This is a genomic window from Stutzerimonas tarimensis, from assembly GCF_042648805.1.
GTDB classification, from domain to species: domain Bacteria; phylum Pseudomonadota; class Gammaproteobacteria; order Pseudomonadales; family Pseudomonadaceae; genus Azomonas; species Azomonas tarimensis.
In genome coordinates this window covers 240,827-267,615 of sequence record NZ_JBHRXZ010000016.1, presented here as the reverse complement: position 1 = coordinate 267,615, position 26,789 = coordinate 240,827, and the positions used below count along the sequence as shown (strand labels likewise).

17 protein-coding genes and 1 tRNA gene are annotated in these 26,789 nt (G+C 62.7%); 6 read left to right on the top strand and 12 right to left on the bottom strand.

The window, feature by feature from the left end; translation table 11 throughout:
• Position 1: 1 nt before the first annotated feature.
• The 5 genes from ACFOMF_RS06495 to ACFOMF_RS06475 all read right to left on the bottom strand — a co-directional run bounded on the left by ACFOMF_RS06495 (position 2) and on the right by ACFOMF_RS06475 (position 7,136).
• Positions 2–2,209, bottom strand: coding sequence for a polysaccharide biosynthesis tyrosine autokinase (locus ACFOMF_RS06495; RefSeq protein WP_386362530.1), 2,208 nt, complete (start codon positions 2,207–2,209; stop codon positions 2–4).
• 26 nt (positions 2,210–2,235) lie between these two features.
• Positions 2,236–3,168: a glycosyltransferase gene (locus tag ACFOMF_RS06490; protein ID WP_386362528.1), complete on the bottom strand. Its 933-nt coding sequence runs from the start codon at positions 3,166–3,168 to the stop codon at positions 2,236–2,238.
• A gap of 2 nt (positions 3,169–3,170) precedes the next feature.
• On the bottom strand, positions 3,171–4,694 hold the full coding sequence (locus tag ACFOMF_RS06485) for a polysaccharide biosynthesis protein (RefSeq protein WP_386362525.1): 1,524 nt from the start codon (positions 4,692–4,694) through the stop codon (positions 3,171–3,173).
• 3 nt (positions 4,695–4,697) lie between these two features.
• Positions 4,698–5,849 carry a DegT/DnrJ/EryC1/StrS family aminotransferase gene (locus ACFOMF_RS06480; RefSeq protein ID WP_386362522.1) on the bottom strand — a complete coding sequence of 384 codons (1,152 nt, stop codon included), beginning with the start codon at positions 5,847–5,849 and terminating at the stop codon, positions 4,698–4,700.
• A 723-nt stretch (positions 5,850–6,572) separates the two neighbouring features.
• Entirely contained in the window at positions 6,573–7,136 is a 564-nt protein-coding gene (locus tag ACFOMF_RS06475) for an antibiotic biosynthesis monooxygenase (protein ID WP_386362519.1), read from the bottom strand.
• A 295-nt stretch (positions 7,137–7,431) separates the two neighbouring features.
• On the opposite strand from ACFOMF_RS06475, the gene ACFOMF_RS06470 reads away from it, so the two are divergent.
• Together ACFOMF_RS06470 and ACFOMF_RS06465 are read left to right on the top strand one after the other, a co-directional pair.
• On the top strand, positions 7,432–10,842 hold the full coding sequence (locus tag ACFOMF_RS06470) for a PAS domain S-box protein (protein WP_386362516.1): 3,411 nt from the start codon (positions 7,432–7,434) through the stop codon (positions 10,840–10,842).
• A gap of 71 nt (positions 10,843–10,913) precedes the next feature.
• Complete coding sequence (locus ACFOMF_RS06465) at positions 10,914–12,860, top strand: ATP-binding protein (protein ID WP_386362513.1); 1,947 nt, start codon at positions 10,914–10,916, stop codon at positions 12,858–12,860.
• A gap of 206 nt (positions 12,861–13,066) precedes the next feature.
• Here the strand turns inward: ACFOMF_RS06465 and ACFOMF_RS06460 are convergent, their stop codons facing one another.
• From ACFOMF_RS06460 to ACFOMF_RS06450, 3 genes are all read right to left on the bottom strand, one after another.
• Positions 13,067–13,966 carry an SdiA-regulated domain-containing protein gene (locus ACFOMF_RS06460; RefSeq protein ID WP_386362510.1) on the bottom strand — a complete coding sequence of 300 codons (900 nt, stop codon included), beginning with the start codon at positions 13,964–13,966 and terminating at the stop codon, positions 13,067–13,069.
• A gap of 257 nt (positions 13,967–14,223) precedes the next feature.
• Positions 14,224–15,207: a tRNA dihydrouridine synthase gene (locus ACFOMF_RS06455; RefSeq protein ID WP_386362507.1), complete on the bottom strand. Its 984-nt coding sequence runs from the start codon at positions 15,205–15,207 to the stop codon at positions 14,224–14,226.
• Between the two features lie 54 nt (positions 15,208–15,261).
• Positions 15,262–15,552 (bottom strand): hypothetical protein, encoded by a 291-nt coding sequence (locus ACFOMF_RS06450; RefSeq protein ID WP_386362504.1) that lies wholly within the window; start codon positions 15,550–15,552, stop codon positions 15,262–15,264.
• A 171-nt stretch (positions 15,553–15,723) separates the two neighbouring features.
• On the opposite strand from ACFOMF_RS06450, the gene ACFOMF_RS06445 reads away from it, so the two are divergent.
• Positions 15,724–15,800 (top strand) — tRNA-Met (locus ACFOMF_RS06445).
• A gap of 136 nt (positions 15,801–15,936) precedes the next feature.
• Here ACFOMF_RS06445 and ACFOMF_RS06440 read toward each other — a convergent pair.
• From ACFOMF_RS06440 to xthA, 4 genes are all read right to left on the bottom strand, one after another.
• Positions 15,937–16,101: a hypothetical protein gene (locus ACFOMF_RS06440; RefSeq protein WP_386362502.1), complete on the bottom strand. Its 165-nt coding sequence runs from the start codon at positions 16,099–16,101 to the stop codon at positions 15,937–15,939.
• Between the two features lie 75 nt (positions 16,102–16,176).
• A complete protein-coding gene (locus ACFOMF_RS06435; protein ID WP_386362499.1) occupies positions 16,177–16,458 on the bottom strand; it encodes a hypothetical protein in 282 nt (93 codons plus the stop codon).
• 226 nt (positions 16,459–16,684) lie between these two features.
• A complete protein-coding gene (locus ACFOMF_RS06430) occupies positions 16,685–18,319 on the bottom strand; it encodes a methyl-accepting chemotaxis protein (protein ID WP_386362496.1) in 1,635 nt (544 codons plus the stop codon).
• Positions 18,320–18,615: 296 nt separating this feature from the next.
• Positions 18,616–19,428: an exodeoxyribonuclease III gene (xthA, locus tag ACFOMF_RS06425; protein ID WP_386362493.1), complete on the bottom strand. Its 813-nt coding sequence runs from the start codon at positions 19,426–19,428 to the stop codon at positions 18,616–18,618.
• 258 nt (positions 19,429–19,686) lie between these two features.
• On the opposite strand from xthA, the gene ACFOMF_RS06420 reads away from it, so the two are divergent.
• The 3 genes from ACFOMF_RS06420 (at position 19,687) to ACFOMF_RS06410 (ending at position 26,571) form a co-directional block, all read left to right on the top strand.
• Complete coding sequence (locus tag ACFOMF_RS06420; RefSeq protein ID WP_386362491.1) at positions 19,687–21,414, top strand: autotransporter assembly complex protein TamA; 1,728 nt, start codon at positions 19,687–19,689, stop codon at positions 21,412–21,414.
• Positions 21,411–25,094 carry a translocation/assembly module TamB domain-containing protein gene (locus ACFOMF_RS06415; RefSeq protein WP_386362489.1) on the top strand — a complete coding sequence of 1,228 codons (3,684 nt, stop codon included), beginning with the start codon at positions 21,411–21,413 and terminating at the stop codon, positions 25,092–25,094. Before ACFOMF_RS06420 ends, ACFOMF_RS06415 begins: the two co-directional genes overlap by 4 nt.
• Before the next feature lie 133 nt (positions 25,095–25,227).
• Positions 25,228–26,571: an alanine/glycine:cation symporter family protein gene (locus tag ACFOMF_RS06410; RefSeq protein WP_386362486.1), complete on the top strand. Its 1,344-nt coding sequence runs from the start codon at positions 25,228–25,230 to the stop codon at positions 26,569–26,571.
• Positions 26,572–26,789: the final 218 nt, after the last annotated feature.

Below are 26,789 nucleotides of genomic sequence, written 5' to 3'. Positions count from 1 at the left end.
CTCAGGCTTTGCTCGGATAGCTGTAGTAACCGTAGGCGCCGGTGTCGTAGGCCGAATTGGAGGCCTTGCGCTTCACCGCGTTGAGAACCGCGCCGCGGACCACTACGCCGTTTTGCGCCAGACGGTTGCGTGCGGCCTCCATCTGGCTTGGCGAGTTGCGCCCGAAGCGGGCCGCCAGCAGGCTGGTACCCGATTGCTGGGCGATTACCACGGCGTCGGTAACGGCGAGCACGGGCGGGGTATCGATGATGATCAGGTCGTATCGGTCGTCGGCCTGCTGCAGCAGCCGTGTGAAGTGTTCGCGCATCAACAGCTCCGAGGGGTTGGGCGCCAGGCCGCCGCGACCGATGAAATCCAGGTTGGGTTCCAGGCCATGCTGGACGACGTCGGCCAGCTCCAGCCCGGCGGCAAGGGCGTCGGACAGGCCTGCTTCGTTGGGGAGCTGGAGCAGGCCGTGCAGATACCCGCGGCGCATGTCACCGTCGATCAGCAGCACTTTCTGCCCGGCCTGGGCCACCACCGCGGCGAGGTTGGCCGAAACGAACGACTTGCCGACTCCGGGCGTCGGGCTGGTGATCATCACCACCTTGTTGCGCGCCTCGATCATGGCGAACCTCAGGCTGGTGCGCAGGCTGCGCAGGGACTCGACGGCAAGGTCGTCCGGTTCGGCGAAGGCCAGCAGGCGCGGGCCCGGTGCGGCGCTGCGCTTGCGGTTCAGGCGCTCCTGGCGGCGCGACAGCGGCAGCGCGGCGTACACCGGCAGGCCGAGGTTCTCGATGGCGTCGGGTGCCTCGATGCCGCGATAGAACGCCTGGCGCAGCAGTATCACCAGCGCCGAAACCAGCACGCCAAGCAGCATGGCGATGAGCACCACCAGCGAGCGAATCGGCTTGGCCGGCTTTTCAATGATGGAATAGGCGTGGTCGATGATTCGCACGTTGCCGATGGTGCCGGCACGGATGATGTCCTGCTCCTGAGCCTTGTTCAGCAGCAGCGTGTAGGTCTGGGTAGTGACCTCCATGTCGCGCTTGAGGCGCAGCAGCTCCTGCTGGGTCATCGGCAGGGTGTCGACCTGCCGCATCAGCGCCTCGCGCTGGGCATTGAGTTCGCCGATCTGCTTCATCAGCGTCTTGTAGATCGGGTTTTCCGGCGTATAGAGACGGTCGTACTCGACCCGCTTGAGGTTCAGGTCCGAAATCGACGATTCGATGGTGACGATCTGGTCGAGTACCGACTTGGTCTCGATGCTGATGTCCACCGAGCGGGCGCTGGTCTGATAGGCATTCAGCGCGGCTTCGGCCTTTTCCAGCTCCTTGCGCAGCACCGGCACCTGGGAGCGTAGGAAATCCAGCCGCTGGGTAGCTTCGGCCGAGGTACGCTCAATGTTCTGCCGCACGTACAACTGGCCGATCTCGTCGAGGATGGCATTGGCCCGGTGCGGGTCGGGATCCTCGATGGCCAGCAGCACCACTCCCGAATCCTTGCCTGCCTCACCGATCTTCAGACGCTTCTGATAAAGGAGGGCAGTGGTCTGTGGGCGCGCGCGGATCAACCTGAACTCGGTGCCCGGGCGCGCCTTGAGATCAGCCACCTGGAGCTTGAAGCCGTTGCGTTCGATCGCTTCGCGTGGCCTGCCCTGCAGGATGAGATCGCCGTGCTGGTCGAAGACTTCGAAGGCACCGTCTTGCCCGGCGACCAGGGTGAGCCGTTCGCCGAGGAAATCATCCGGGACTTCCAGCTGGAACACCTCCAGCCGCTCGCCACCCCAGGCATAGCGCGACAGCCCCAGCGGGGGCTCGGCGAGATCACCCTCGTCGGCCGGATCGTGCATACGTGCCAGCCAGCCGCCGATCAGTGGAAAGTGGCGTGGTTCGGCCACCAGGTGCAGCTTGAGGTTTTCCACGGTCTGGCCGAGCACGGCGCGGGATTTGATCAGTTCGATTTCGGCGGTGGCCAGGGATACCGAGCTGGCGCGTGCGACCGTCTCCGGTACGCCGTTAAGTCCGTTCTTTTTCGGCTCGATCTGGATCATCGCGCTGGCCCGGTAGATGGGCGTGGCCATCAAGGCGTAAGCGACGCCAAGTGCCATGAACAACAGGGTGATGGAGGTGATCAGGACCTTGTGATCGAAGGCGGCACGCAGTATCCCCGCCAGATCGATCCGGCTGTCCTCGTTGTACTCCAGCGATGAGCGAGTCATTACCGTCATGGATTCCTTCCTGTCCTTTCCCGAAGTCAGTTGCGCGCGGGCAGGCGGTTGAGCCGGCCCAGCACGTTGAGACTGATATTGCGGCCTACCGCGAGCATGGCGCGGACCTTGCCCGATACCGGCATGAGCGCCAGCGAGTGGCTGAACACCAGGCCCATGAAATGGTCGTGCACTGCCTGGTTACCGATCCGGTGGTAATAGCGGGCCAGACAATAGTAGGCGTGCATGGACATACGGATACGCTGCTTGCTCGAGCGCATGGAGAAGATGCCGCCCTCGTGGATGCGATAGGCCGCCGGACGGATCTCCTTGATGAAGCGTCCCTTGCCGTGGGCACCCAGCAGCGACCACCAGCAGATATCCAGCACCTCGACGCCGATCAGTTCTGGCGGCAGTTCGTGGATCAGGTTGCGGAAGCAGGTGGTCAGGGTGGTGACGTGGCGACCCTGCATCAGTTCCAGCGCGGTGGCGTCGGCGCGGTACCTGCCCGTCAGGTGCGGGGACTGGATGACGCCCTTGCTGTTGAACATGAAAGCATCGTGATAGGTCATCACGTAGTCGGGATGGGCCTCGAGAAAATCCACCTGGATCTGCAGTTTGCGCGGATCTATCCAGTAGTCGTCGCCCTCGCAATAGGCGATGTAGCGGCCCCGGGCCTGGGCGAACAGGCGGGTGCTGAAGGGCACACCGAGACGGTACTGGTTCTCGCGCTGGTAGATCGGCTTGATGATCGAAGGGTAGCGCTGTTCGTACTCGCGAATGATCGCTGCGGTCTGGTCGGTGGAGGCATCGTCATGGACGATGATCTCGACGGGGAAATCGGTCTCCTGGGCAAGGAAGCCGTCCAGCGTCTGGCGGATGAACCCGGCGTGGTTGTAGGCCAGGCAGATGATGCTCAGCAGGGGCTCGCGACGGCCTTCCCAGCGGGCGACGATCGCTTGCTCGGTCTTCACTTGCATGGTCATAGGCTCGGCTTGTTGATCAGGAGATAGAGCTTGAGATAGAGCGGCCGGGAGCTCAGCGCGACGAGCGTCAGGCAGAGCAGGCCGCTGGCGGCCAGACCGGCCAGGATGTGGAAGCGGTCCTCGGCGGTGATGGCCATGAACAGCGGCTCGCCAAGCAGCAGCCCGACCAGGGTCACGAGGCTGATGCGCACCTGATCGAGGACCCATGGGCCGTGGATGCCGGGAGCGAAGCGACGGTGAATGAATGCAGGCCAGATCAGGTAGGTGACCAGGCGCAGGAGGAACCAGCTCAGCGCTGCCCCGTAGGCGCCATATTCGAAAGCGGCGAACAGTACCAGCGGCACGCTGATGGCCGTCGATACCAGGCTGAACCATAGATGCAGGCGCAACTGGCCATGGGCGTACTGCAGATAGAACTGAAAGCCGCTGACGGCCAGGATCGCGCTGCCCAGCGCATACCAGAACAGGATCGGCGCGCTCCAGGCGGCGGCCTGCGCGTCTCCGGTCCAGGCGAAGATCAGATCCTCGGCATGAAAGGCGATGACCGCCGCCAACGGAAACAGAAAGCTGCAGACGAACCGGGAGGCGTTCAGGTAGAGGCGCTTCATGTCGGTGATGCGGCCTTCCGCGGTAAGCATGGTCAGTCGAGGGAGCAACGTCTGCACCAGCGGATTGATCAGGGTCAGCAGGCCGGTGGAGATCAGCGCGACCAGGGAAAAATAACCGTACTCCTCCAGCAGCAGCACGTTCGACAGCACCGTCTTGTCCACCTGGGTCAACAGGATCCACAAGCCGGTGGTCAGCGACATGCTGGCGGCAAAGGGCAGGACGGGTCTGACTGTAGGCCAGTCGAAGCCGATGAAAGCACGAGGCCGCGGCATCTCGCGGTAGGCCTTGGCGGCGAAGGCCAGGGTTTCGAGCCCCGCCACAGCGACATGGAAGAGAAAGAAGTCGACCGGGTTCTGGCTGACCCAGGCCACCAGTATCAGGCCGCCGAAGTAGCGCAGGGTGGCGATCAGGACATTGGCCAGGTTCAACCAGCCATGCAATTCGAGTCCTTGCAGACCACTTTTGTAGAGGGTCGCGTACAGCCGCAGGGCCACCATTGCGCCCATCAGCGCCACGCAGTCGGCAATGCGCTCGGGAGCCAGTTCGCGAGCTTGCAGCCAATGTGCGGCGATCCAGCCACTGGCCAGGTACACGGCCAGTGCGGTGATCAGCGCCACCGGCAGGACGATGAGCTCGAACGAGCGCAGCAGGCGGCCTGACTCGAACCTGCCGGCGGCAGCGCTGCCCCGCAAATGCGCGACCTGGCGTACCAGGGAGGGAGACAGCCCGGCATCGAGCAACAGCAGCCAGGCCTGCATTACCGCAAAAAAACCGATCAGCCCGTAGGCTTCGGCACCCAGGTGACCGAGGTAGAACGGCAGGATGAGGATGCCGATCAGCAAGGCGTAGGCCTGGCCGAGATAGTTCAGGCCCGTGTTGCGCAGCACGGAAAGGCGTTTGCTATCGGGCATGGCTCAGGGCCGCTCCGTGGCCGGCACAAGCGCGAAATCGGCAACCTCGCGTACAGAGGCGAATGGCCTGGCGTGCTCTGTATCGAGATCGGCCAGCAAGGTATCTACCACTTGGTCCTGCGCACGTCGGGGCAGGCCGGGGTAGATCGGCAGGCACAGCACCCGCTGGCTCAAGGCACGGGACCGCCACTGCGGGCGCTGCGGCTGCAGATAGTCGAGCGTGTCGAGGGAGGGATAGAAATAGCGGCGCGGGTTGATTTCACGCTGGTTGAGGCGGGTGCGGCTCTTCAGCAGATGGCTCTCGTCACGCAGTGCCACCGGAAAATAGCTGTAATTGCGCTCGCTGAAGGGCTGCGGCTTTTGCATGTCCAGATGACCGGCGAAGGCCATCTCGTAGCGCTGGGCGATTTCGGCACGCTCGGCAAAGATTTCCGGAACGTGGTCGAGCACGCACAAGCCCATCGCCGCCGACACTTCGTTGAGCTTCGAGTTGATCCCCGGACCGTCGATGCGGTCGGTGTCGGCGATGCCGAAATTGCAGAGCAGGCGGAGGCGCGCCGCGAGATCATCATCACTGGTGATGATCGCGCCGCCTTCGATGGTGTGAAAAAGCTTGGTCGCGTGAAAACTCAGGGTGCTGACATCGCCCCGGCCAAGCACCGAACTGCCCTTGTAGCGCACACCGAAGGCATGGGCACCGTCGTAGATCACCTTTAGCCCGTGTCGGTCGGCGATTGCCTGGATAGCTTCCACGTCGCAGGGATTGCCGAACACATGGGTGGCCACGATCGCTGTGGTGTCCGGCTCGATGCAGGCTTCGATGCGTGCGGGGTCGAGGTTCCAGGTATGGGGATCGATATCGGCGAAGATCGGCCTGATCTTTTCCCAGTACAGCGAACTGCTGGTGGCAACGAAGCTGAAGGGGGTAGTGATGGCACTGCCCTTGATCCCGAGGGCTTGATAGGCAACCTGCAGCGCCAGGGTGCCGTTACTCGTCAACACGATGTTGCGCACGCCGAGAAACGCCTTGAGCCGTTCTTCCAGCTGCTCGGACAACGGACCATGGTTGGTCAGCCAGCCGGTCTCGTAGATGCGATCGATATACTGCTTGAACTGCTCTTTGTCGCCAAGGAAGGTCTTGGTCACGTTGATCATGCGGATGTCCCTATCGGAATAAGCACGGTCGTGGCGTAAAGCAGTGCCGGTGGAAATGCATTTGGAGAACGATAATCGTGATATGTAGTATGAAAGGATGAGTTGTGGCTACTTCCAATGCGCGTGTGCTCTTCCGAGTCCTGTTCAGGTATTAACTTATACCTGTACTAATATGTCTGGTTTTTGTTTTTTCATTATGAGCGGTAAGCGCTGAGCATTTTTTCGAGCTTGAGGTTAATCCTCTAGAGGCACGGAAATTCATGTAAATTAAAGATTTCTAAGAACTTTAAAGCCTGCTTGAAAATATTGTGTAATGCTACCGCCAGGACGCTGCTAGGCATCTGTGATTGGAAATGAGCTGGGGTGTGGGCGGCTTGAAATACCTGGCGGCAACGCTACCGTGCTAGGTAATCGAGTCAGGGCTAATTATGCTGTTTATGAAGGTTTAATCGTTATCTTATATGTCCGAGTGCCTTGCTCGGTAATGCCGCATTGTCCTGATGCGGCTTCGCTTTGAGATATATATATCAGGGATGGCCAATTACCTGTCAAGCGGGGTGGTGATGATTTTTGTTCGATAACTCACATGCTGCTTTGCAGAGGCGAATAAACAGGGATCTTATGAAATTTGGTTATTATTTTAATACAAAAGCATGGGAACTTTATCGAGTCGGGCTTGTCAGGTAGGCATTAATTCTTATCGATGCGGCGTTCGAGGCGCTATCAGCGCCTCAACGTATGCGTGGATGGAGATTCGGCATGCCGATCCACCTGCAGCCATCCTCCCAACAGACGGGTTGAAAGCGGGATAAACACATAGGTCATCAAAGGCGTGAGAACCAGTGTACTCACGAGCACTGCCGGTAGAAGGGGGAGTTGGTTGAGGGCATCGCCTGAGACCAGTTGGAACGCCAGCGATACCGGAAAGAATGCCACCCAGATGGCGACGCTCTGTTTCCAGCGAGGCGGACGGACCCCCGGTGCGAACCAGTGATCCAGCCCTTTGGCGCGGTGCTCGTGCGGGTGCGCGAACAGGTGGCCGCCGCGCTTGAGCCAGGCGTGGCGAGAGGCTGAGCCTTTCCAGGCAGCCAAGGAAGCTTCATCGGCGAAGCGGCAAATGATCTGGAACTCGTCGTCTCCTTCAGGAGGCGCGAGCACGCCTGAACCCAGGTAACCGGGAAAATCACTGGCCAGCTGCTTGCCTTCTTCAAGCCAGGCCAGGAAATCGCGATAACAGCCTTTTCGCACACGGCGCGCGACCATCAGGGTTACGGGTTCTGTCGACATTTTATATCTCCGGAACGGGCCATACCCGGATAGGGCGTTGGCTGAGCAGCCCTGGTGCTGCACCTTGGAGGCAAGCAAGCTTCATTCCCTAGCAACTCGCTCGGAAAATCAATAACCTGTTGCCACAGGAACCGACCTTGTGCACTGCTTTGGTGCCTGATCACCCTGTCGCCGGCTCCGCCCGGGCGGCTGTGCGGGCACCGAGGGGTGGAATCGATCTTGCGGTGGAGCAAAACGCGTGATCGGCCTTCTAACCACCTAGCGTTTATCTCAGGTTTACTGGATTCGATCCCTCATGCCGTTACCTAGCGACGCCCCGTCCCAGTCTCATCCGCCTGCCGTGCTGCTTGAAGCCATCCTCGAGAGTGCGGTCGATTACGCAATACTCACCATGGACCTCAAGGGCGTCATCACCTCCTGGAGCCTTGGCGCTGAAAAGGTACTTGGCTGGCCTGCCGAGGCGGTGATCGGCCAGCCGGCCGACCTGATCTACACCCCCCAGCAGCGCGCCGAGAACCGTCTCCGCAAGGAGCAGGAGGAAGCACTGACGGTGGGCAAGGCCGCAGATGAGGACTGGCATCTGCGCCACGACGGCACCCATTTCTGGGCGCTGGGCCAGATGATGCCGTTGAAGAGCGAGAGCGGCGATACGGTCGGCTTCCTGAAGATTCTCCGGGACCGTACCCGCCAGCGCCTTGAGCGGCAGGCGCTCCATACCAGCGAGCAGCGCCTGCGGGCTGTGGTCGAGGCCTTTCCCGGCGTGGTCTGGCACTGCAATGCCGCAGGCGAGCTGATGGGTGAGCAACCTGGCTGGGCGGCGCTGACCGGACAGCGGTTCGATGAATACCAGTGTTACGGCTGGGCCGATGCGGTGGATCCGCAGGATCGGGATGCGCTGTTGAGCGCCTGGCACCAGGCGGTGGACAGTCAGCAGCGCTATTTCGCCGAGGCCCACCTGCGACGTGCTGACGGGACGTGGGGACTGTATTCCTTCCATGCTTCGCCACGGCTGGACGAGGAGGGTGTGTTACGCGAGTGGGTTGGCATGAGCACCGAGATCACTCATCACCGCCTCGCCCAGGAGTCCCTGGTACGCAAGACGCGGCGCCTGGAGATTCTCAACCGGATCGGCGGCCGCCTGGCGGCTGAGCTGGATCTCGAGCGGCTGGTTCAGGAAACCACCGATGCGGCCGTGGCCCTCACCGGGGCGCAGTTTGGTGCCTTCTTTTATAACGTGACCGACGAAGCGGGTGAACAGTACCGCCTGTATTCCCTTTCCGGCGCCGCCAAGGACGCTTTCGCTCACCTGCCGATGCCGCGTATCACGGCAGTATTCGGCGATACCTTCCGCGGTGAACGGGTCGTCCGCAGCGACGACATCACCCTTGATCAGCGTTATGGCCAGAGTGGGCCATATAAAGGAATGCCCCGCGGCCATCTGCCGGTGCGCAGCTACCTGGCGGTGCCGGTGGTGTCGCGATCCGGCGAAGTCCATGGCGGCCTGCTGTTCGGCCACGGCCAGCCGGGTCAGTTCGACGCCGAGCATGAAGAGCTCGTGCTCGGCCTTGCCGGGCTGGCGGCGGTGGCCATCGACAACGCCCAGCTGTTTCGCTCCACCCAGTTCGAGATTCGCCAGCGCAAGCAGGCCGAGGAACTGGCCCGCAAACGAGCCGCGCGACTCGAATTGCTCTCGGAGGTGATCGAGGGCGCGCCCTTGGCACGTGACCTGTCGGAGCTGATTGGCATCGTCGCGGGCGCGGCGCGCAGGCTTACCGGTGCCGATGGCGTCTCGGTGGTACTGCCCGGCCAGGAGCTGTGCCATGTCACCCCGGAAATGGCCCCGCAGTTCGCCTGCGGCGGACGCTCTTTCGCCTTGGCCGAATGCGTCGCCGACTGGGCCATGTCCGCGGGTGAAACCATCGTCATCCCTGATGTGGAGCAAGAGCCCCGCCTGACCAAAGATCTTTGCCGGCCAAATCTGGCCCGCAGCCTGATCGTGGTGCCAGTCCTGGCCGAAGACCAGGCCATCGCGGCCGTTGGCGCCTATTGGTCCAATCCTCGTACAGCCGATTCCGAAGAGGTGTCGACCCTTGAGGCCCTGGCGCGAACCGCCGCGGCAGTGATCAAGCGCCTCGAGGCGGAGAACGCGTTACGCCAGCTCAACGAGACGCTCGAGCGTCAGGTGGCCGAGCGCACCGCCGACCGCGACAGGATGTGGCGGCTGTCCACCGACATGATGCTGCTGGCGCGTTTCAATGGCGAAATCACCGCGGTGAACCCAGCCTGGACGAATAATCTCGGGTGGCGGGAAAGCGACCTCATCGGGCGATCCTTGCTCGACTTCGTTCATCCGGAAGACCTGCCGTTGACCCTGGGGGAGGTCGAGGGGCTGGCGGATGGGCGCACGACCCTGCGTTTCGAGAATCGCTATCGTACCCGTCATGGTGATTACCGCTGGCTCTCGTGGATCGCTGTGCCCGAACAGGGCCTGATCCATGCCGTCGGCCGTGACGTGACCGCAGAGAAGGAGCAGGCACAAGCCCTGCGTCAGGCCGAGGAGGCGCTGCGCCAGGCGCAGAAGATGGATGCCATCGGCCAGCTCACCGGGGGGATCGCGCACGACTTCAATAACTTGCTGACCGGTATCATCGGCTCGCTGGACCTGATGCAGACGAGGATCGGTCAAGGTCGGGTCGAGAGCCTGGGTCGCTACGCGCTGGCGGCGATGAATTCGGCGAATCGGGCGGCGTCGCTCACGCACAGGCTATTGGCTTTTGCCAGGCGACAGCCGCTCGATCCCAAGGTGGTGGACGTCAACCGGCTGGTGCTGTCGATGGAGGAGTTGGTCAGGCGGACGCTTGGAGAGACCATTCGCATCGAGATGGTTACTGCGGGTGGCCTCTGGCCCACCCGGTGTGACCCGCATCAGCTCGAAAGTGCCTTGCTCAACCTGGCCATCAATGCCCGGGATGCGATGTCGGACGGTGGCACATTGACGATCGAGACCTGCAATACCCATCTCGATCAGGCCTATGCCGCAGTCAATCGCCAGGTGACTCCGGGCCAGTATGTGTGCATCGCCGTCACTGACACTGGGGGCGGCATGCCCCCGGAAATCCGCGAGCGGGCCTTTGAACCCTTTTTCACCACCAAGGCGATCGGCCAGGGAACCGGGCTGGGTCTGTCCATGATCTACGGTTTCGCCCAGCAGTCCGAGGGGCATGCGCAGATTTATTCGGAGCTTGGTCAGGGCACCACAGTGAAGCTCTATCTCCCTCGCTCGTGGGGTACCGTCGAGCAGGACGGGCCCCCCGATGCGCTGGCACAGCTGCTCCACGCCGAGGTGGGCGAAACCGTACTGGTGGTCGAAGACGAACCGGTGGTCCGCGAGTTGGTCGTCGAGGTCCTGAGCGACCTCGGATATCATGCACTGAAAGCCGCGGACGGCCTTTCCGGCCTGGCGGTGCTGGAATCAGACAGCCGTATCGATCTTCTGGTGACAGACCTCGGGCTGCCCGGCATGAACGGACAGCAACTGGCCGAGCAGGCCAGGCGGGTGCGACCCGAATTGAAAATCCTGTTCATCACCGGCTACGCCAAAAACGCCACCATCGCCAGCGGCTTCATGCAGCCTGGCATGGAAATGATCACCAAACCCTTTGCCGTGGATGTGCTCGCGGCAAGAATTCGGGACATTATGGATTAGCTCAGCCGGGAAACCCTTGGCGCTGATCAGGCAATCCTCGCCTCACCATCAGAATCCGGGGTCTAGTCAACGTGAAACACCGTCCGCCCGTGCTGCTGGCACGAGTGCCCAACTGGCTGCTGCACCACCGGCTTTCTTCTGGTGCCTGTTATCTGTGGGCGGTCCTGCTCATCGGCGCATCGGCGCTGGTGCGCGACTTGCTGCCAGTGATGGGTCTGCCATATCTCATGTTCATTCCGGTGCTCATGGGCATCGGCTTCGTACTTGGGCTGCGTGCCGGGCTGCTGGCCACCTTCGTGGCGGCCCTCGAGGCCAATATTCTGTTCGTGGGCGAGCGTTTCAGTCTGGATCTGACCGCGGAGCAGTGGGCGGCTGCGGCGTTTTTCCTCTTGGTCTGTTCGGGGATCGTGGCGGTTTGTGCGGCCCTGCGCAAAAGCTTCTGCCATCTGCAGGATCTCACCGAGACGCTGGAGCAGCGGGTCGACGAGCGTACGCGCGAGCGGGATCAGATCTGGTCGATGTCTCCCGATCTGTTGGCCACCTGCGCCGCGGATGGAGCTTTCATCAAGCTGAATCCGGCCTGGGAAGATGCCTTGGGCTGGCGTCTCCCTGAATTGGCGGGCCAGCCTTTCATGGCCCGGGTACATCCTGAAGATCTGACACGAACTGCGGAGTCGGTGGCCTCATTGGAGCAGGCCGGAATCCTGATGGCCTTTGAAAACCGTTATCGTCACCGGGACGGGAGCTATCGCTGGTTGTCCTGGAATGCCGTGCGGCGTGGCAAGTGCCTTTACGTCACGGCTCGCGACGTGTCCGAAGAGAAGGCACGCATTGCTGCACTGGATCGCGCCGAGGACCAGCTGCGCCAGAGCCAGAAGATGGAGGCGGTGGGCCAGCTCACCGGCGGACTGGCTCATGACTTCAATAACCTGCTCGCCGGCATCAGTGGCAGCCTGGAGCTGGTGACGCGACGCATGCGGCAGAATCGACCGGAAGATGCCGAGCGCTATGTGCAGTCGGCAATGTCCTCGGCCAATCGCGCTGCTGCACTGACTCACCGTTTGCTGGCTTTTTCTCGCCGGCAGACTCTTGACCCGCGGACCACCGACGTCAACCGGCTGGTGCAAGGCATGTACGAGTTGATAGCGCGTACCGCAGGTCCTGAGATCCGGGTGCAGACGCGATTGCAGGACGATCTCTGGTCCATGCGCTGCGATCGCAACCAGTTGGAAAGCGCCCTGCTTAACCTTTGCATCAACGCTCGGGATGCCTTGCCCGACGGAGGCGAGCTTGCAATTGCCACCGCCAACCTGACGCTGGACGGAAAAAGCGCCGCCGATCGGGCGGCGACGCCGGGCGACTATGTGGTGCTGTCGGTTACAGACAACGGAACGGGCATGACAGCCGAGGTGCAGGCGCGCGCCTTCGATCCCTTTTTTACCACCAAGCCCATCGGCATGGGCACCGGGCTCGGTCTCTCCATGATCTACGGCTTCGCCCAGCAATCGGGTGGCCAGGCATTGATCGAATCCGCGCCTGGAATGGGCACGACAGTCAGACTGCTGTTGCCGCGCTCGCTGGACACGCCCGACGAGGAGTCCGCTCAGGGCCGCACGGTCAATCTGCCGCGTGCGCCCGATGGGCAGACGGTGCTGGTGGTGGATGACGAGCCCATGGTGAGGATGCTGATAGTCGATGTGCTCAGCGAGCTGGGATACCACGCGCTCGAGGCGGGGGATGGTGCCGATGGGCTGGCGATTCTCGAATCTCTGACTTCGATCGACCTGCTCATTTCCGACGTGGGTTTGCCCGGTGGCATGAACGGCCGTCAACTGGCCGATGCGGCAAGGTATATCCGCCCGGGGCTCAAGGTGCTGTTCGTCACGGGTTACGCCGAGCATGCGGTACTCGGCGACGGTGACCTGGAAAAGGGCATGCATGTCATGACCAAGCCTTTCTCCATGGAAATCCTGATGGCAACGGTCAAGGAACTGCTCAACCCGGCCGATGGCAAGTGACCTGTCTGGCCTAGGGCCTGTACGAAAAGTCAGCCGAGCGAAGGTCAAGCAAGGCGAAAAGCGGCAAGGAAGCGGAGTTTACTAGTCGTAAATGAGCATTCCGAGCCGCTTTTCAACGCAGCATGACCGAGCGCAGGCACTTTTCGTACAGAGCCTAGGCTGAGCGCTCGTTCATATCCTTGAATTGCATCGGACCTGGCGTTCGTTTAGCCGGAAGGCACTTCAGAGCGCTTCTCGAACCGATAGAAGAGGTTTGGTTCGCTGACGATGTAGAGATGCCCCTCATGGTCCATCGCGACCCCCTCGGCTTGGGGTATGCCTCGGCTGAGACCGGAAAAGCCCCGGGCAAGGGAGGCGAAACTGACGAATTCGCCTTCCTCGCTGAGTTCTATCATCAGCTTGGACTCGTCGCTGAGCAGGATCAGATGCCCTCTATGGGGTTCGAAGGCTACCGAGGAGAGGTCCGTGGCAAACACCCTTCGTCCGAGCGAGGCGGTGATGTCCCGGATCGACAGGGCCAGGTTGCTGCCAAGGCTCCGCTGCAGGCCGTCGATCTCGTAGAGACGCAGCGGTTTGCGCTCCTTGGCGAGGTACAGGCGGTCGCGTACGGGGTCATAGGTCGCGCCCTCGAATTCGTTGTTGTCAGGGGAAAAGAGCTCGAGCGTCAGAAACGGATAACCGTCGCGCTGCAGAGGACCTTCGGCCTCGGGGAGGTCGATCACCACCAGCGTCTGACGGCGTTCCTCGACCACCAACAGCTGATTCGGGCCCATGTAGGCCACGGCTTCCACATCTTTGAAGCCTTCCAGCGGATAGCGGGCGATCACATCGCCACTCAGGGTCAGTGCGATCAGCACGGTCGGGGCGTTTACCACGGACCAGAGGTGGCCTCTGTGTGGATCGTAGGCCAGCCCCGACAAGTTGTCGCCGATGCCATCGACGGGCCTGGCCTCTATATCTACCCGGTAGTCGGGCAACCAGACCGAACGGCCCTGCCAGCCCTCGGCGTGCTGGTTCATCTGAAACCAGTAGTAAAGGCGGGCGTCGTAGCCGAATCGATGGGAGAGCAAGATCAAAAGGAGACACAGCAGGGTTGTTGCAATCAAGGTTTTCTTTGTAGTTGGGGCTCGCACGGCGTTCCTCGTCATGGACACTGGCATTCCTGATGCCCTGCTATTGCAGCCGGGCCTGAATTGCGCCAGCCCTTTGACATCAAAGGCCGAGCCTAGTGCGGAAAGATTGCAGTTTTGCTCTCAGTGCGGGCGGCGAAGGCCCCGCTTGCGGGCAAGCGGGGCGCTGGGGGACAGGGGCTGGGCAGTTCAGTTCCGACTATGGGCATGTCGAACGTGCCTCGGAAACCGGGTCAGCCCGGCAGGGCAGCGGCCATCACCCCCGGCGCGCGCTCCCCTGGGAGCAACAGCGCATCGAGGCGGGCGCAATCGTTTTCCCGGCGAATCTCGGCAAAGAGTACGGCGGCTTCGGGATAGCTGCGGGTCAGCATGGCGAGCCACTGCTTCAGGCGACCCGGCGCGTAGCGAGGCGATAGCTTGCGCCTGGATAACTGCCAGAAGTCCGCCAGCATAGGCAGGATGTCTGTCCAGCAGAACGGCGTTACCGGGCAGCCGTCACGCGCCGCCGCGATCTGCCGAGCCAGGTCGGGTCGCGATACCAGTCCGCGGCCGAGCATCACGTCGGCGACGCCACTGACTTCCCGGCAGCGATACCAGTCCTCGAGACTCCAGACGTCGCCGTTGGCGAATACCGGCACGGCGACCACGTCCTGGACCCGCGCCACCCATTCCCAGTGCGCGGGCGGTTTGTAGCCCTCTGCGCGGGTACGGGCATGCACCACCAGCTGTGCGGCGCCGCCATCGACGAGGGCATGGGCGCAATCCAGTGCGCCATCGGGCAGCGCATAACCCAGCCGCATCTTCGCGGTTACCGGGATCGATGGCGGCACCGCCTGGCGCACTTCGCTGACAATGGCATGTAGCAGATCCGGCTCATTGAGCAATACGGCACCGCCGCGCGACTTGTTCACCGTCTTGGCCGGACAGCCAAAGTTCAGGTCGATCACCGGCGCGCCCAACTGGCAGGCGAGGGCGGCATTGTCGGCCAGGCAGGCCGGGTCCGAGCCCAGCAGTTGGACCCGCATCGGCGTGCCCGCTCGTGTCCGGGCGCCGTGCTGAAGCTCGGGCGCGAGCTGGTGGAAATGGGAGGCGCAGAGCAGACGATCGCTGACCCGAATGAATTCGCTGACACACCAGTCGATACCGGTCGTTCGCGTCAGCACGTCGCGGAGAATGTCGTCCACCAACCCTTCCATGGGTGCAAGGGCAATCTGCATGTGAGCTCTCGGGCGATTGAAGGCGCGGCATTGTACGCCTCGGCGCCTTGCCGGTCAGTTACGCCGTCGGTGCTCCATATCGGTGTCGTGGTCTCCGTGGCCGTCACCGCCGTTGTCATCGCGCAGGTTGGGATGGCGCGGCGGCAGCTCGACATCACGGGTCTCGCCTGTTTCACCAGCGGTGGGTTGATTGCCGTGGTGGATGCCTTCGCCAATGCCCATCGAGCCGCTACCTGCTGCGCCGCGGTCCGGCGCAGGGGCATGCTGCACGGGTGGGTTGGCCCAAGACTGGGACGCGGCCAGTACGGCTACCAGGGCCGTTGCGCTTGCGATTCGGATATGCATCGTTTTTCCTCTGTCTGGCGATCTCGAAACTTAGGCAGGGAGAGACGCTGATCTCTCCTGTAGCTGACCAAGAACTCAGGTCGTTTCACTAAATATCTGAGGCAAGTGGGATTTTCTTCCAAACTCCTGTTGACACCCCTGGCTCAGTCTGTAGAATGCGCACCACACAGACGCGGGATGGAGCAGTCTGGTAGCTCGTCGGGCTCATAACCCGAAGGTCGTCGGTTCAAATCCGGCTCCCGCAACCAAATCAATCACCCCCGGATACGCAGGTATCCGGGGGTGATTTTCTTTGTGCCTGAAAAAAGCCAACTTCGCATCCCTGCGAGCCTGGCGGGCCGTTGGCCTGGCAGCCCTCAGGCGTCCAGAGTCGCTGTCTAGGCCCTAGCCTTCGCTTTCCTGGGTATTTCGCATCAGCAGCTTGATGGCAGCGACCAGCTCATCGATCGATTCTCGATAGAGTTCGTGCTTGCCCTCGGTTTCGGCCTGGTCGGCGTGTTTGCGTGCAGTCTCAAGGTGGTCAAGGATGGAAGCGTAGTCACCGATCATCATCGCGCTCCTGAAGGGCGTTGGGGGAGAAAAGGCGTTATGCGGGCGTGTCTGCTGGAAACGGCAGGCGAGGCGTCATTCCACCGAACCGACATGAAAGACGAGGTTGATACCCTCGCCCGTGCCGTCGCCCACCACGTCTCCGGTAATGGGCTCGTGGGTAACCTGGCGGCCTTGATAGGTTTCGCACAGGTGCTGCTGCGCCACCTCGCAGATCTGGTTGATCAGCGCTGGATTCTGTGCATCGCGCTTGATGAAGAAATGCAGCGTGATGGTCTGGCACTCGGGCCCCTTGGGCAGGCTGGCGAGACCGGAGGCCTGCCATTGTTCGTTTACGTAGGCTTGGGCGCCTTTCATAGTGTTGTTCTCCTCGTCCAATGTTGCGTAGGACCGTGGAATACGCGGTTGGATCGCCGGCGACACAAATTCACAGCTTTTTAGGCGCTTGCGGTGCGCGCAGGGCGACGCGGGACGGCTTGCAGGCGGGAAAGACGAGTCGAGGGGGAGAAAAACAGGCGGGCTGGCGCCCTTGCCAGAGGCGACTGGGGCAGTCAGCCCGGCGAGTGCCGGGCTGATGAGTGCCTCAGATGTTGAACTGGCGCAGTAGCCTGCTCAGTTCGCGCGACAGTTCGCCGAGCTGGCGACTGGCCTGGTTGGAATGCTCGGCTGCCGTGGTGCTTTGCTGGGCCAGGTTGGCTGCCAGCGTGACATTCTGATTGATGTCCTCGACCACATGGGACTGCTGCAGGGTGGCGCTGGCGATCGACGCGTTGACGCCGGAGAGATTGCGCGTCGCGTTGGCGATCATCACCAGGCTTTCGCCGGCCTGGCTGGCCTGTTCGAGGGTCGATTGCATGGCCCGGTTGCTTTCCTGGATCACGTTCACCGCCGCGCCGGAGTTCTGCTGCAGTCGTTCGATCATGGTCTTGATCTCGGCAGTGGACTGCTGGGTACGTTGCGCCAGCAGGCGTACCTCGTCGGCCACCACGGCGAAACCGCGACCCTGCTCCCCGGCTCGGGCTGCTTCGATGGCGGCGTTCAGCGCAAGCAGGTTGGTTTGTTCGGCAATCGAACCGATGACTTCGATGACTGTACCGATCTGCGTGCTCTGGTCGGCCAGGGAGCGCATGACTTCGACGGCCTGGGTAATGGTCGAGCTGAGCTCGTCGATCTGTTTCAGGCTGGTCTCGATATTGCGCTGGCCCTGGTTGGCCTGCTTCTCCGCGCCACCCACCTCGGCCGAAGCCTGTTCCGCGTTCTTGGCGACTTCCTGCACCGAGTAGGTGACTTCGTTGATCGCCGTGGCGACCAGTTCGATCTGCTGTGCCTGCTGCTGGCTCTGTTGGTAGGTCTGCTCGGAAAGCGATGACAGCGATTGCGAGGAGCTATCCAGGGTGCTGGCCGAAACCTGTAACTGCCGCATGAGGTCCCGAAGCTTCTCGCAGAAGCCGTTGAAGTGACGGCCGAGGGCGGCGAGCTCATCCTGCCCCGTGGTGTCCAGCGTGCGAGTCAGGTCGGCGTCGCCGCTGGCGATATTGGCCATTGCCGCCGTGGTGCTGCGCAGCGGGCGGGTAATGCTGTTGATCACCACCGCCATGATGCTTGCCGCTATGAGAAAGAGCACCACACCCACTACGACCAGTTTGGTCATGAAGGCGGCGAATTCCTCATTCACATCGTCAACGTAGACGCCCGAGCCGACCACCCAGCCCCAGGGTTCGAACAGCTGGACATAGGACACCTTGGGTACCGGTTGACTGCTGCCCGGTTTGCTCCAGTGATAGTCCACCGCGCCCGCGCCGTTGCGCTTCACCACGGCGACCATTTCCACGAACAGCGCCTTGCCGTTGGGGTCGGCCATGCCGCTCAGGTCCTGTCCGTCCAGCTCGGGCCGCATCGGGTGCATGACCATTCGCGGGGAAAGGTCGTTGATCCAGAAGTACTCGTCTCCACCGTAGCGCAGCGACCCGATCTGCTGCATGGCCAGGCGTCTGGCCTCGCTGGGGCTCAGCTGGCCGCTCGTTTCCAATCGGTGATAGTGCTGGGCGAGGCCCATGGCGGTCTCCACCACGTGGCGCGTCTTCTCCGCCTTGCCCTGATAGAGCGAGTCGTGCACCTGCAGCGCCACCAGCCAGCCGAGTGCGAGCAGCATCAGCAGGGCGAGCAACTGGACGAACCACAGGCGTCTGCTGATCGGAAAATTGCGGAGCATGTTCATGGTGATCTATCCCGTCGTCTGCGGTTGGGGCGGCCGAGTAGCCCTGGTTGTCTGAATCGTGGACCCCGTGTGAAGGGTGTCGGCCGCCGGCGAGAAAGATTTAACCCGCCCTTGCACGCAGCCTTCGATCATGTTCGCTATCAGATTGACATCATGGCGAGCAGCGATTCGATTGGCTGTTTAGCTAATGGAGGAGGGTGTGAAACTGTGCATGATGCTCCGGCCCGTGTGCTAGAGCGGCGGGCCCGCCCCCCTGGCCCGCTTGCAAGTGGGCCAGGGAGGCGGTATGCGGGCTATCAGGCGAAGTCGACCCAGACCGGGCAGTGATCGGAAGGCTTTTCCATGCTGCGGATGTCGTAGTCGACCCCCGTCTCCTTCAGTCGCTGGCGCAGCGGGGCGGTGGTCATGATGAGGTCGATGCGTAGCCCGCGCCGGGGCTCGTCCTCGAAGCCGCGGCTGCGATAGTCGAACCAGCTGAAGCGGTCGTTCACCTCTGGAAAGGCCGAGCGGAAGCTGTCGATCAGGCCCCAGGCCTTGATCTTTTCCAGCCACTCCCGCTCTTCGGGCAGGAAGCTGCATTTACCGGTACGCAACCAGCGCTTGGCATTCGCCTCGCCGATACCGATATCGCAATCTTCCGGGGAGATATTGAAGTCGCCCATCACCGCGAGGGCATCGTCCGGGCTGAAGCGGGTTTCCAGCAACCGCTGCAGGTCGGCGTAAAAGCGCGTCTTGGCCGGAAACTTGAGAGGATGCGCGCGACTCTCACCTTGGGGAAAATAGCCGTTCATGACCGTGATCGGGCGTCCGTCGGCTTCGGCATAACGGCCCCAGATAAAGCGCTTCTGCGATTCTTCTCCATCATCGGGGAAGCCCTTGTGGATCTCCAGGGGCGGTTGCCGAGAGAGCAGGGCGACGCCGTAATGCCCTTTCTGTCCGTGGTAGTGAACGTGATAGCCCAGTGCTTCGATTGCCTGCTGTGGAAACTGATCATCGGCCACCTTGGTTTCCTGAAGGCCGATGATGTCGGGCTGATGGCGCTCGATGATCGCCTCGAGCTGGTGAGGTCTTGCGCGTAACCCATTGATGTTGAAGGAAACGAGTTTCATCCGAGGGAGCTTCCGAAAAGGTGCGATTCTATTCCCCGCTGCGTTGTGATGCGAGAACGGAAGCCGGGCTTTCTCACTCGGGACAGGCTTCTGGTCCGTGCTAGGCTCTGTACGAAAAGTACCTGCGCTCGGTCATGCTGCGTTGAAAAGCGGCTCGGAATGCTCATTTACGATAGTAAACTCCGCTTCCTCGTCGCTTTTCGCCTTGCTTGACCTTCGCTCGGCTGACTTTTCGTACAGGCCCTAGCATCTGCGCATATGCATACTTACAAATGGCAACACCTCATCAGTCTGGCGGTGCTCTCCCTTTTGTCCTCATTTGTTGCGGCCGCGGATCTGCAGGTCCGACTGCAGCCGAGCAACGCCGAGTTGCGTGACAACATCATCAACCACATCGGCGATCTCGGTGATCGGAGCGAGCGGGAACTGATCCGTTATCGGCCGATCGCCGTGGGCCAGGCCGAAGGCGCGCTACAGGCGCTGGGTTATTACCGCAGCGAGATCCAGGCGGAGGTGCGCGGCGGCGAGACCCCCAGTCTGATCCTGCGCATACGCAGCGGCCCACCGGTACGGCTGGGCAATGTCACCGTTCGGGTTCAGGGGCCTGCAGCGCAGCAACCAGGCTTCACTGTGCCGCGGGATCTGCTGCGCCGTGGCGAGGTCCTGCATCATGGGCGCTACGAAGACACCAAGCAGAATATCCTCAACCAGGCGTCGAGGTACGGCTACTTCGCCGGTCGCTTCACCCGCCAGCGGCTCGAAGTCGACCCCGAGGCCGGACTGGCCAACGTCGAGCTGATCTTCGACAGCGGCCCGCGTTATCGGCTCGGCAACCTGAGTTTCGAAGGTGACGCGCCCTTTGATGAAGACCTGCTGCAACGCATGGTTACCCTTGAGCGCGGCCAGCCCTACGACGCGGAGCAGATCGCCGAAGCGAACCAGGCACTGCAGGGCAGCGGCTATTTCTCGGGCGTTCGGGTGGACGCCAATCCCGCCATGGCCGAGCAGGAGGTCATCCCGGTAGTGGTCAATCTCACCGCGCGACCGCCGCGCACACTTGGCGTCGGGCCTGGTTTCTCCACGGACGTGGGCCCGCGCTTGCGCTTCGAATGGATTCGCCACTGGATCAACCCGCAGGGCCACCGTTATGGCGTCGAGGCGGAAGTCGCCGCGCCTCGGCAGAACCTCGCGTTCTGGTACGAGATGCCCCGTGACCCGCCGCTGACTGACAAGCTGCGCTTTGCAGGCGGCTACCAGTACGAGGAAATTGCCGGCACTGACAGTATCAGCCGCCTGCTGACGGTCGGGCCGGAATGGCACCGCCAACTGCCCAATGGCTGGGATCGGATCTACTCGCTCAAATGGCAGCACGAGCAGTACGACCTCGGTGACGACTCGGGCACCAGCAGCCTGCTGATGCCCGGGGTGGCCTACAGCTTTTTGCGCAGCGACAGCCGCGTCGACCCGAACCGGGGTTATCGCCTCGGGTTCGCGCTGTCGGTGGCAAAGGAGGGATTGCTGTCGGACACCGACCTCGTCCACGGTGACGCCAACCTACGCGGCCTGATCACCCTGTGGGACCGGCATCGCTTTCTCGGCAGGCTGCAGGTGGGAGGTAATCTCAGTGGCGAATATGGCGCCGTGCCACCTTCGCTCCGTTATTTTGCCGGCGGCGATCAGAGCGTGCGCGGATATGATTACCAGAGCCTGTCGCCAACCAATGCAGCAGGTGACCGGGTGGGTGGACGCTACCAGTTCGCCACGAGCGCCGAGTACCAGTATGCGCTGACGGACCGCTGGCGGGTGGCGACCTTTATCGATCAAGGCAATGCCTTCAACTCCCTGGATCTTCCTTCGCTCAAGAGCAGCGTGGGCGTGGGGGTTCGCTGGGTGTCGCCGGTCGGCCCCATTCGTGTCGATCTGGCGCATCCGCTCGACAGCGACGGCGGGGTGCGCCTGCACTTCACGGTGGGCCCTGAGCTATGAAGTCCTTGGTCAAATGGGTTCTCCTGGGGCTGCTGGTCCTGCTGTTGATCGTGCTCATGGCCCTGGGGGTACTGCTGGGCTCCGAAGCGGGCGCTCGCTGGGCGCTGTCCAGGGCGCCCGGGGTCGAGGTCATTGGATTCCAGGGCCGGTTGGGCGGCCAATGGCGTGCCGAGCGCCTGGTCTGGGTTCAGGATGAAAACCAGGTCGTGGTAGAGCAGCCACACATGCGCTGGCGGCCGTCCTGTCTGTTGCAGCGGACGCTGTGTATCGATCACCTGAGCAGTACGACGATCAGCCTGACCTTTCCGCCGTCCGAAGAAGAGGAGCCGGCCGAGGCCGAGCCGCCGAGCCTGCCGGAGCTGCGCCTGCCCCTTGCGCTGGAAATCGGCGAGGTGGATATCGGCCGCGTCACCCTGAACGATGCCGAGCAGCTCCGCTCGGCCCAGTTGCGCGCCGACTGGCGTGACGAGGGGCTGGATATTCATCGGCTGCAGGTCATCCGCGAGGATGTCCAGCTGCAGCTTGCCGGGCGTCTCGACCCCCATGCCGACTGGCCGCTGCGTTTGCAGGGCAACGCTGCACTGGCGCTGGTGGACGAGCCCTGGACCCTGGACATCCTGCTCGAGGGTCAATTGAAGGATGTGGTCAAGCTGCAGGTGACCAGCCACGGCTTTCTCAATGCAGAAGTCACAGGGCAGGCGAGCCCGATGGACGAGCGCCTGCCGGCCAGCCTGCGTATCACCAGCGATGATTTCAAGGCCAGCCCGGACCTGCCCGACTCACTGCGCGTCGATACGCTGGAGCTGACCGCCACAGGCGACATGCAGGAGGGCTACCGATTGCTCGGCAACGCGCGTCTGGCCGGTGACGGCGGCGCCGTTGCCCTGGTGCTCGACGGGCTGGTCACTCAACTGGGGGCACGCTTCGACGAGCTGCGCCTCGATGCTGGCGATGACCGCTGGGTAAGGGTGTCAGGCCGGGTCGACTGGGAAGAGGAGCTCGAAGCCGAGGCCAAACTGCAGTGGCGGGATTTCCCCTGGCAGCGGCTCTATCCGATGGAGGAGGAGCCGCCTGTTGCCCTGGGTGCGCTGGAGGCTGACCTGCAATACGCGGGCGAGAGCTATCTGGGCAACTTCCAGGCGCAGCTGAGTGGCCCGGCGGGAGATTTCAGTCTGGGCAGCCCGGTCAGTGGTGATCTTGAGCGGGTGCATCTGCCGCAACTGGTGTTGATCGCGGGGCAGGGCCGGGCCGAAGGCAACCTCAGTCTCGGCTTTGCCGAGGGCATCGACTGGAGCACGCGGCTGCAACTGAGTGAGCTGGACCCGGCCTACTGGGTGGCTGAGTTGCCCGGCCGTCTCGGCGGATCACTGGTCAGCGAAGGTGAGTTGCGCGACGAGCGGTTGCGCGCGCAGGCCAACCTGGACCTGCAGGGACAGTTGCGCGATCTTCCCACCCGGCTGCGCCTGGAGGCGGCAGGGGTCGATCAGCGCTGGGAGGTGCCGGTGCTCGATCTCAGCATGGGCGACAACCGCGTCTCGGGCAGCGGCCGCCTTGCCGAGGCGCTGGAAGGTGCCCTGGAGCTGGACCTGGCGCGACTCGCCCAGCTCTGGCCTGGCCTTGCCGGTGAGGCCCGTGGACAGCTGGGCCTGGCGGGCACTCTCGAATCGCCCCAGGGACGCCTGGACCTGAGCGGGCGGTCGCTCGCTTTCGAGAACAACCGCATCGAATCGCTGCAGCTACAGGCCTCGCTCAGCGAGGGCGAGCGGGGCCAGCTCAGCCTGCGCGCCGCCTCGATCGATGCCGCCGGCACCTCAGTGGGCGATCTCACGCTGGAGGCCTCCGGGACCCAGGCCGAGCACAGCGCGACGCTGTCTCTGGAGGGCCCGCTCGCGGAAATCGATCTCGCCGCCGAGGGTGGGCTGCATAACGACGACTGGCGCGGCAGGCTGGCCAGCGCTCGCATCGAGGGCTATGGCCAGCAGTGGGTCCTGCGTGACCCGGCGACCGTGGAACGGCGGGGTGATGGCCGCGTACTGCTTGGCGCGCATTGCTGGTCTTCGGCGCCCGCCACGCTCTGCGCCGACGATCAGCGGCTGCTGCCGGATCCTCAGCTGCGCTATCGACTACGTGACTTTCCGCTCGACAGCCTGGCTGAATTCCTGCCGGAAGACTTCGCCTGGCAGGGCGAAGTCAACGCCGACCTCGAAATCGATCTGCCGGAGGCGGGGCCGCAGGGGTTCGCCAGGATCGATGCCGGCCCTGGTGTGCTGCGTCTGCGCGAGGCGGACCAGTGGCTGGATTTTCCATACACCAGGCTGTCGCTGGAAACCGACTTGACGCCGCAATACGCCGATGCCGAGTTGCGCTTCGAGGGCGGCGACCTGGGCACGCTGGTCGTCCAGGGACGCCTCGATCCGCAAGACCCGGCCATGCCGATGGATGGCGAGTTCATGTTGCGCGGGCTCGATCTGGGCGTGGCGCGGTCCTTCGTGCCGCAACTCGAGGAACTACAGGGCGTTCTCAGCGGCGATGGGCAGCTGTCGGGTACGCTTGAACAGCCGCTGGTGAATGGCCAGCTCAGCCTGCGTGATGGGCTGATCGGGGGGAGCGAACTGCCGCTGCGGCTCGAGGCGCTACAGGTGCAGCTGTTCATCGAAGGCCAAGGTGCGCGCCTGGCAGGTGACTGGCGCAGCGGCGAGCGCGGCCGCGGGCAGCTTGGAGGCACCCTCGGCTGGGGTGAGAATCTGGAGGCAGACCTGACCATCGATGGCCAGAACCTGCCCATCACTGTGGAACCCTATGCCCGCCTGGAGGCGTCCACCTCCCTAAGGGTACGCTTTGCCGAGGAGCGACTGGCGGTGAGCGGCAAGGTCGATGTCCCGCGCGGCCTCATCGAGGTACGAGAGCTGCCACCGGCGACGGTGCAGGTATCGCCGGACGTGGTCATCGTCGGCGAAGAAGAGCAGGAACCAGGCGTGCCGCTGGAGATCGCCATGGACATCGACGTCGATGTCGGCCGTGACCGGCTGCAATTTGTCGGCTTTGGCCTGACCGCAGACCTGCGCGGCTTCCTGCACATCGGGGACGATCTGGACACCCGGGGGGAGCTCAATCTCGTCGACGGGCGTTACCGCGCCTATGGCCAGCGGCTGACGCTGCGGCGTGCGCAGTTGCTGTTCGTTGGCCCGGTCGCCCAGCCGTTTCTCGACATCGAGGCGATCCGCAGCATCGACGAAGACGATGTGGTGGTGGGACTGCGCATCACCGGCAGTGCTGCCCATCCACGGGTGGAGATCTTCTCCGAGCCGGGCATGAACCAGGACCAGGCCCTGGCCTATCTGGTACTGGGCCGACCGCTCGGCGCCGACGGGGGGGACAGCAACATGCTGGCCCAGGCAGCGCTCAGCCTGGGTCTGGCGGGCAGTGCACCCATTACCGGGGCGGTGGCGGACATGTTCGGCATTCGTGATTTCCAGATCGACACCGAGGGTTCCGGCGACACCACCAGCGTTGTCGCCAGTGGCCAGCTGACCGAGCGACTGTCCCTGCGTTATGGCGTGGGCGTGTTCCAGCCGGGCAACACCATCGCCTTGCGCTACCGTCTCACGAGGCGCCTGTTCCTCGAGGCGGCCAGTGGGCTGGCCAGTTCGCTGGACCTCTTCTATCGCCGGGACTTCTAATGCGACCGTCTCTCTTCACGCTTGTGGAGCGAGACGGCATGAAATCTGCAATTTTTGCAAACAGTTCGACAATCGCGGCGCCTGACGCGGCGACGCGTCACCGATTTCTCTAGCGCTCATCAAGGAGCTTCGCATGGACGTCCTCAACAACCTGGTCAATTGGCTCAACGGCATCGTATGGGGACCACCGATGCTGGTGCTGATCCTCGGTACCGGCCTGATCCTGATGATCATGCTCAAATTCATGCCGTTGATTCAGCTTGGCCGGGGCTTTTCGTTGTTGTGGGGTGGGCGGGTCAAGGGTCGCGACGAGCCGGGTGATATCAGCCCGTTCCAGGCGCTGATGACTGGCCTGGCCGCGACCGTGGGCACTGGCAACATCGCTGGCGTGGCAACCGCCATCTTCCTTGGTGGACCGGGTGCGTTGTTCTGGATGTGGTGCACCGCGCTGGTGGGCATGGCCACCAAATATTGCGAGGTGGTACTGGCCGTGCACTACCGGGAGAAGGATGCGCGCGGCGAGTTCGTCGGCGGGCCGATGTTCGCCATCAAGAATGGCCTGGGCAAGCGCTGGTTGTGGCTGGGCGCGGCCTTTGCCCTGTTCGGCGGCTTTGCCGGCTTTGGCATCGGCAACATGGTGCAGGTGAACAGCATGGCCCAGGCGCTGGAGAGCACCTTCTCCGTCCCGCTGTGGCTCACCGGCGTGATCGCCATGGTCCTGGTCGGCCTGGTGATCCTGGGTGGCATCAAGCGGATCGGACGCGTCGCTGCCTCGCTGGTACCGTTGATGTGCATCCTCTACATCCTTGCCAGCCTGGTGGTCCTGGTCATCTATGCCTCGGCCATTCCGGCGGCGTTCGACCTGATCTTCACCCATGCCTTCACGCCGATTGCCGCCACCGGGGGCTTCGCTGGCGCAGCGGTGATGGCAGCCATTCGCTTTGGTGTCGCGCGGGGCATCTTTTCCAACGAGGCCGGGCTGGGCACCGCCGGTATCGCCCAGGCAGCAGGTACCACCAACAGCCCGGTGCGTTCCGGCCTGATCGGGATGATGGGCACCTTCATCGACACCATCATTGTCTGCAGCATGACAGGACTCGCGATCATTGCCTCCGGTGTCTGGAACAGCGGCGCCAGTGGTGCCCCCCTGTCAGCGTCGGCCTTCGAGTCGGCCATGCCCGGTTTTGGTGCTGCGCTCCTGACCATTGCGCTGGTTGTGTTCGCCTTCACCACCATTCTTGGCTGGAGCTACTACGGCGAGAAATGCTGGATCTACCTCGCGGGCACGCGTTCGGTGATGCCGTTTCGCATCGTCTGGGTGCTGGCGGTTCCGCTGGGCGCGCTGGCGCAACTGGATTTCGCCTGGCTGCTGGCCGACACCTTGAACGGTCTGATGGCAATCCCGAACCTCATCGCCCTGCTGCTGTTGAGCCCGGTGGTGGTCAAGCTGACCCGGGAGTATTTCGGTAAAACATAGTGGCGCTCTGCCTCTGGCACCCCGGCGCCTCCGGGGTGCATTCCAGAGCGGTTGTAGTCAATTTCCTACAGGACAAGAGGTGACCGTTCGTCAGACATGATTAGCGAAGCCAGGGAGGCGGCGCTAGGTTCCTTGCAGGGGAAAAGCCCAGTTCGGCTTCGGCGCATTGGCAAAAAAATTTCCATTTGTTGCAAAGCATCACGAAAATTTTTTCACCG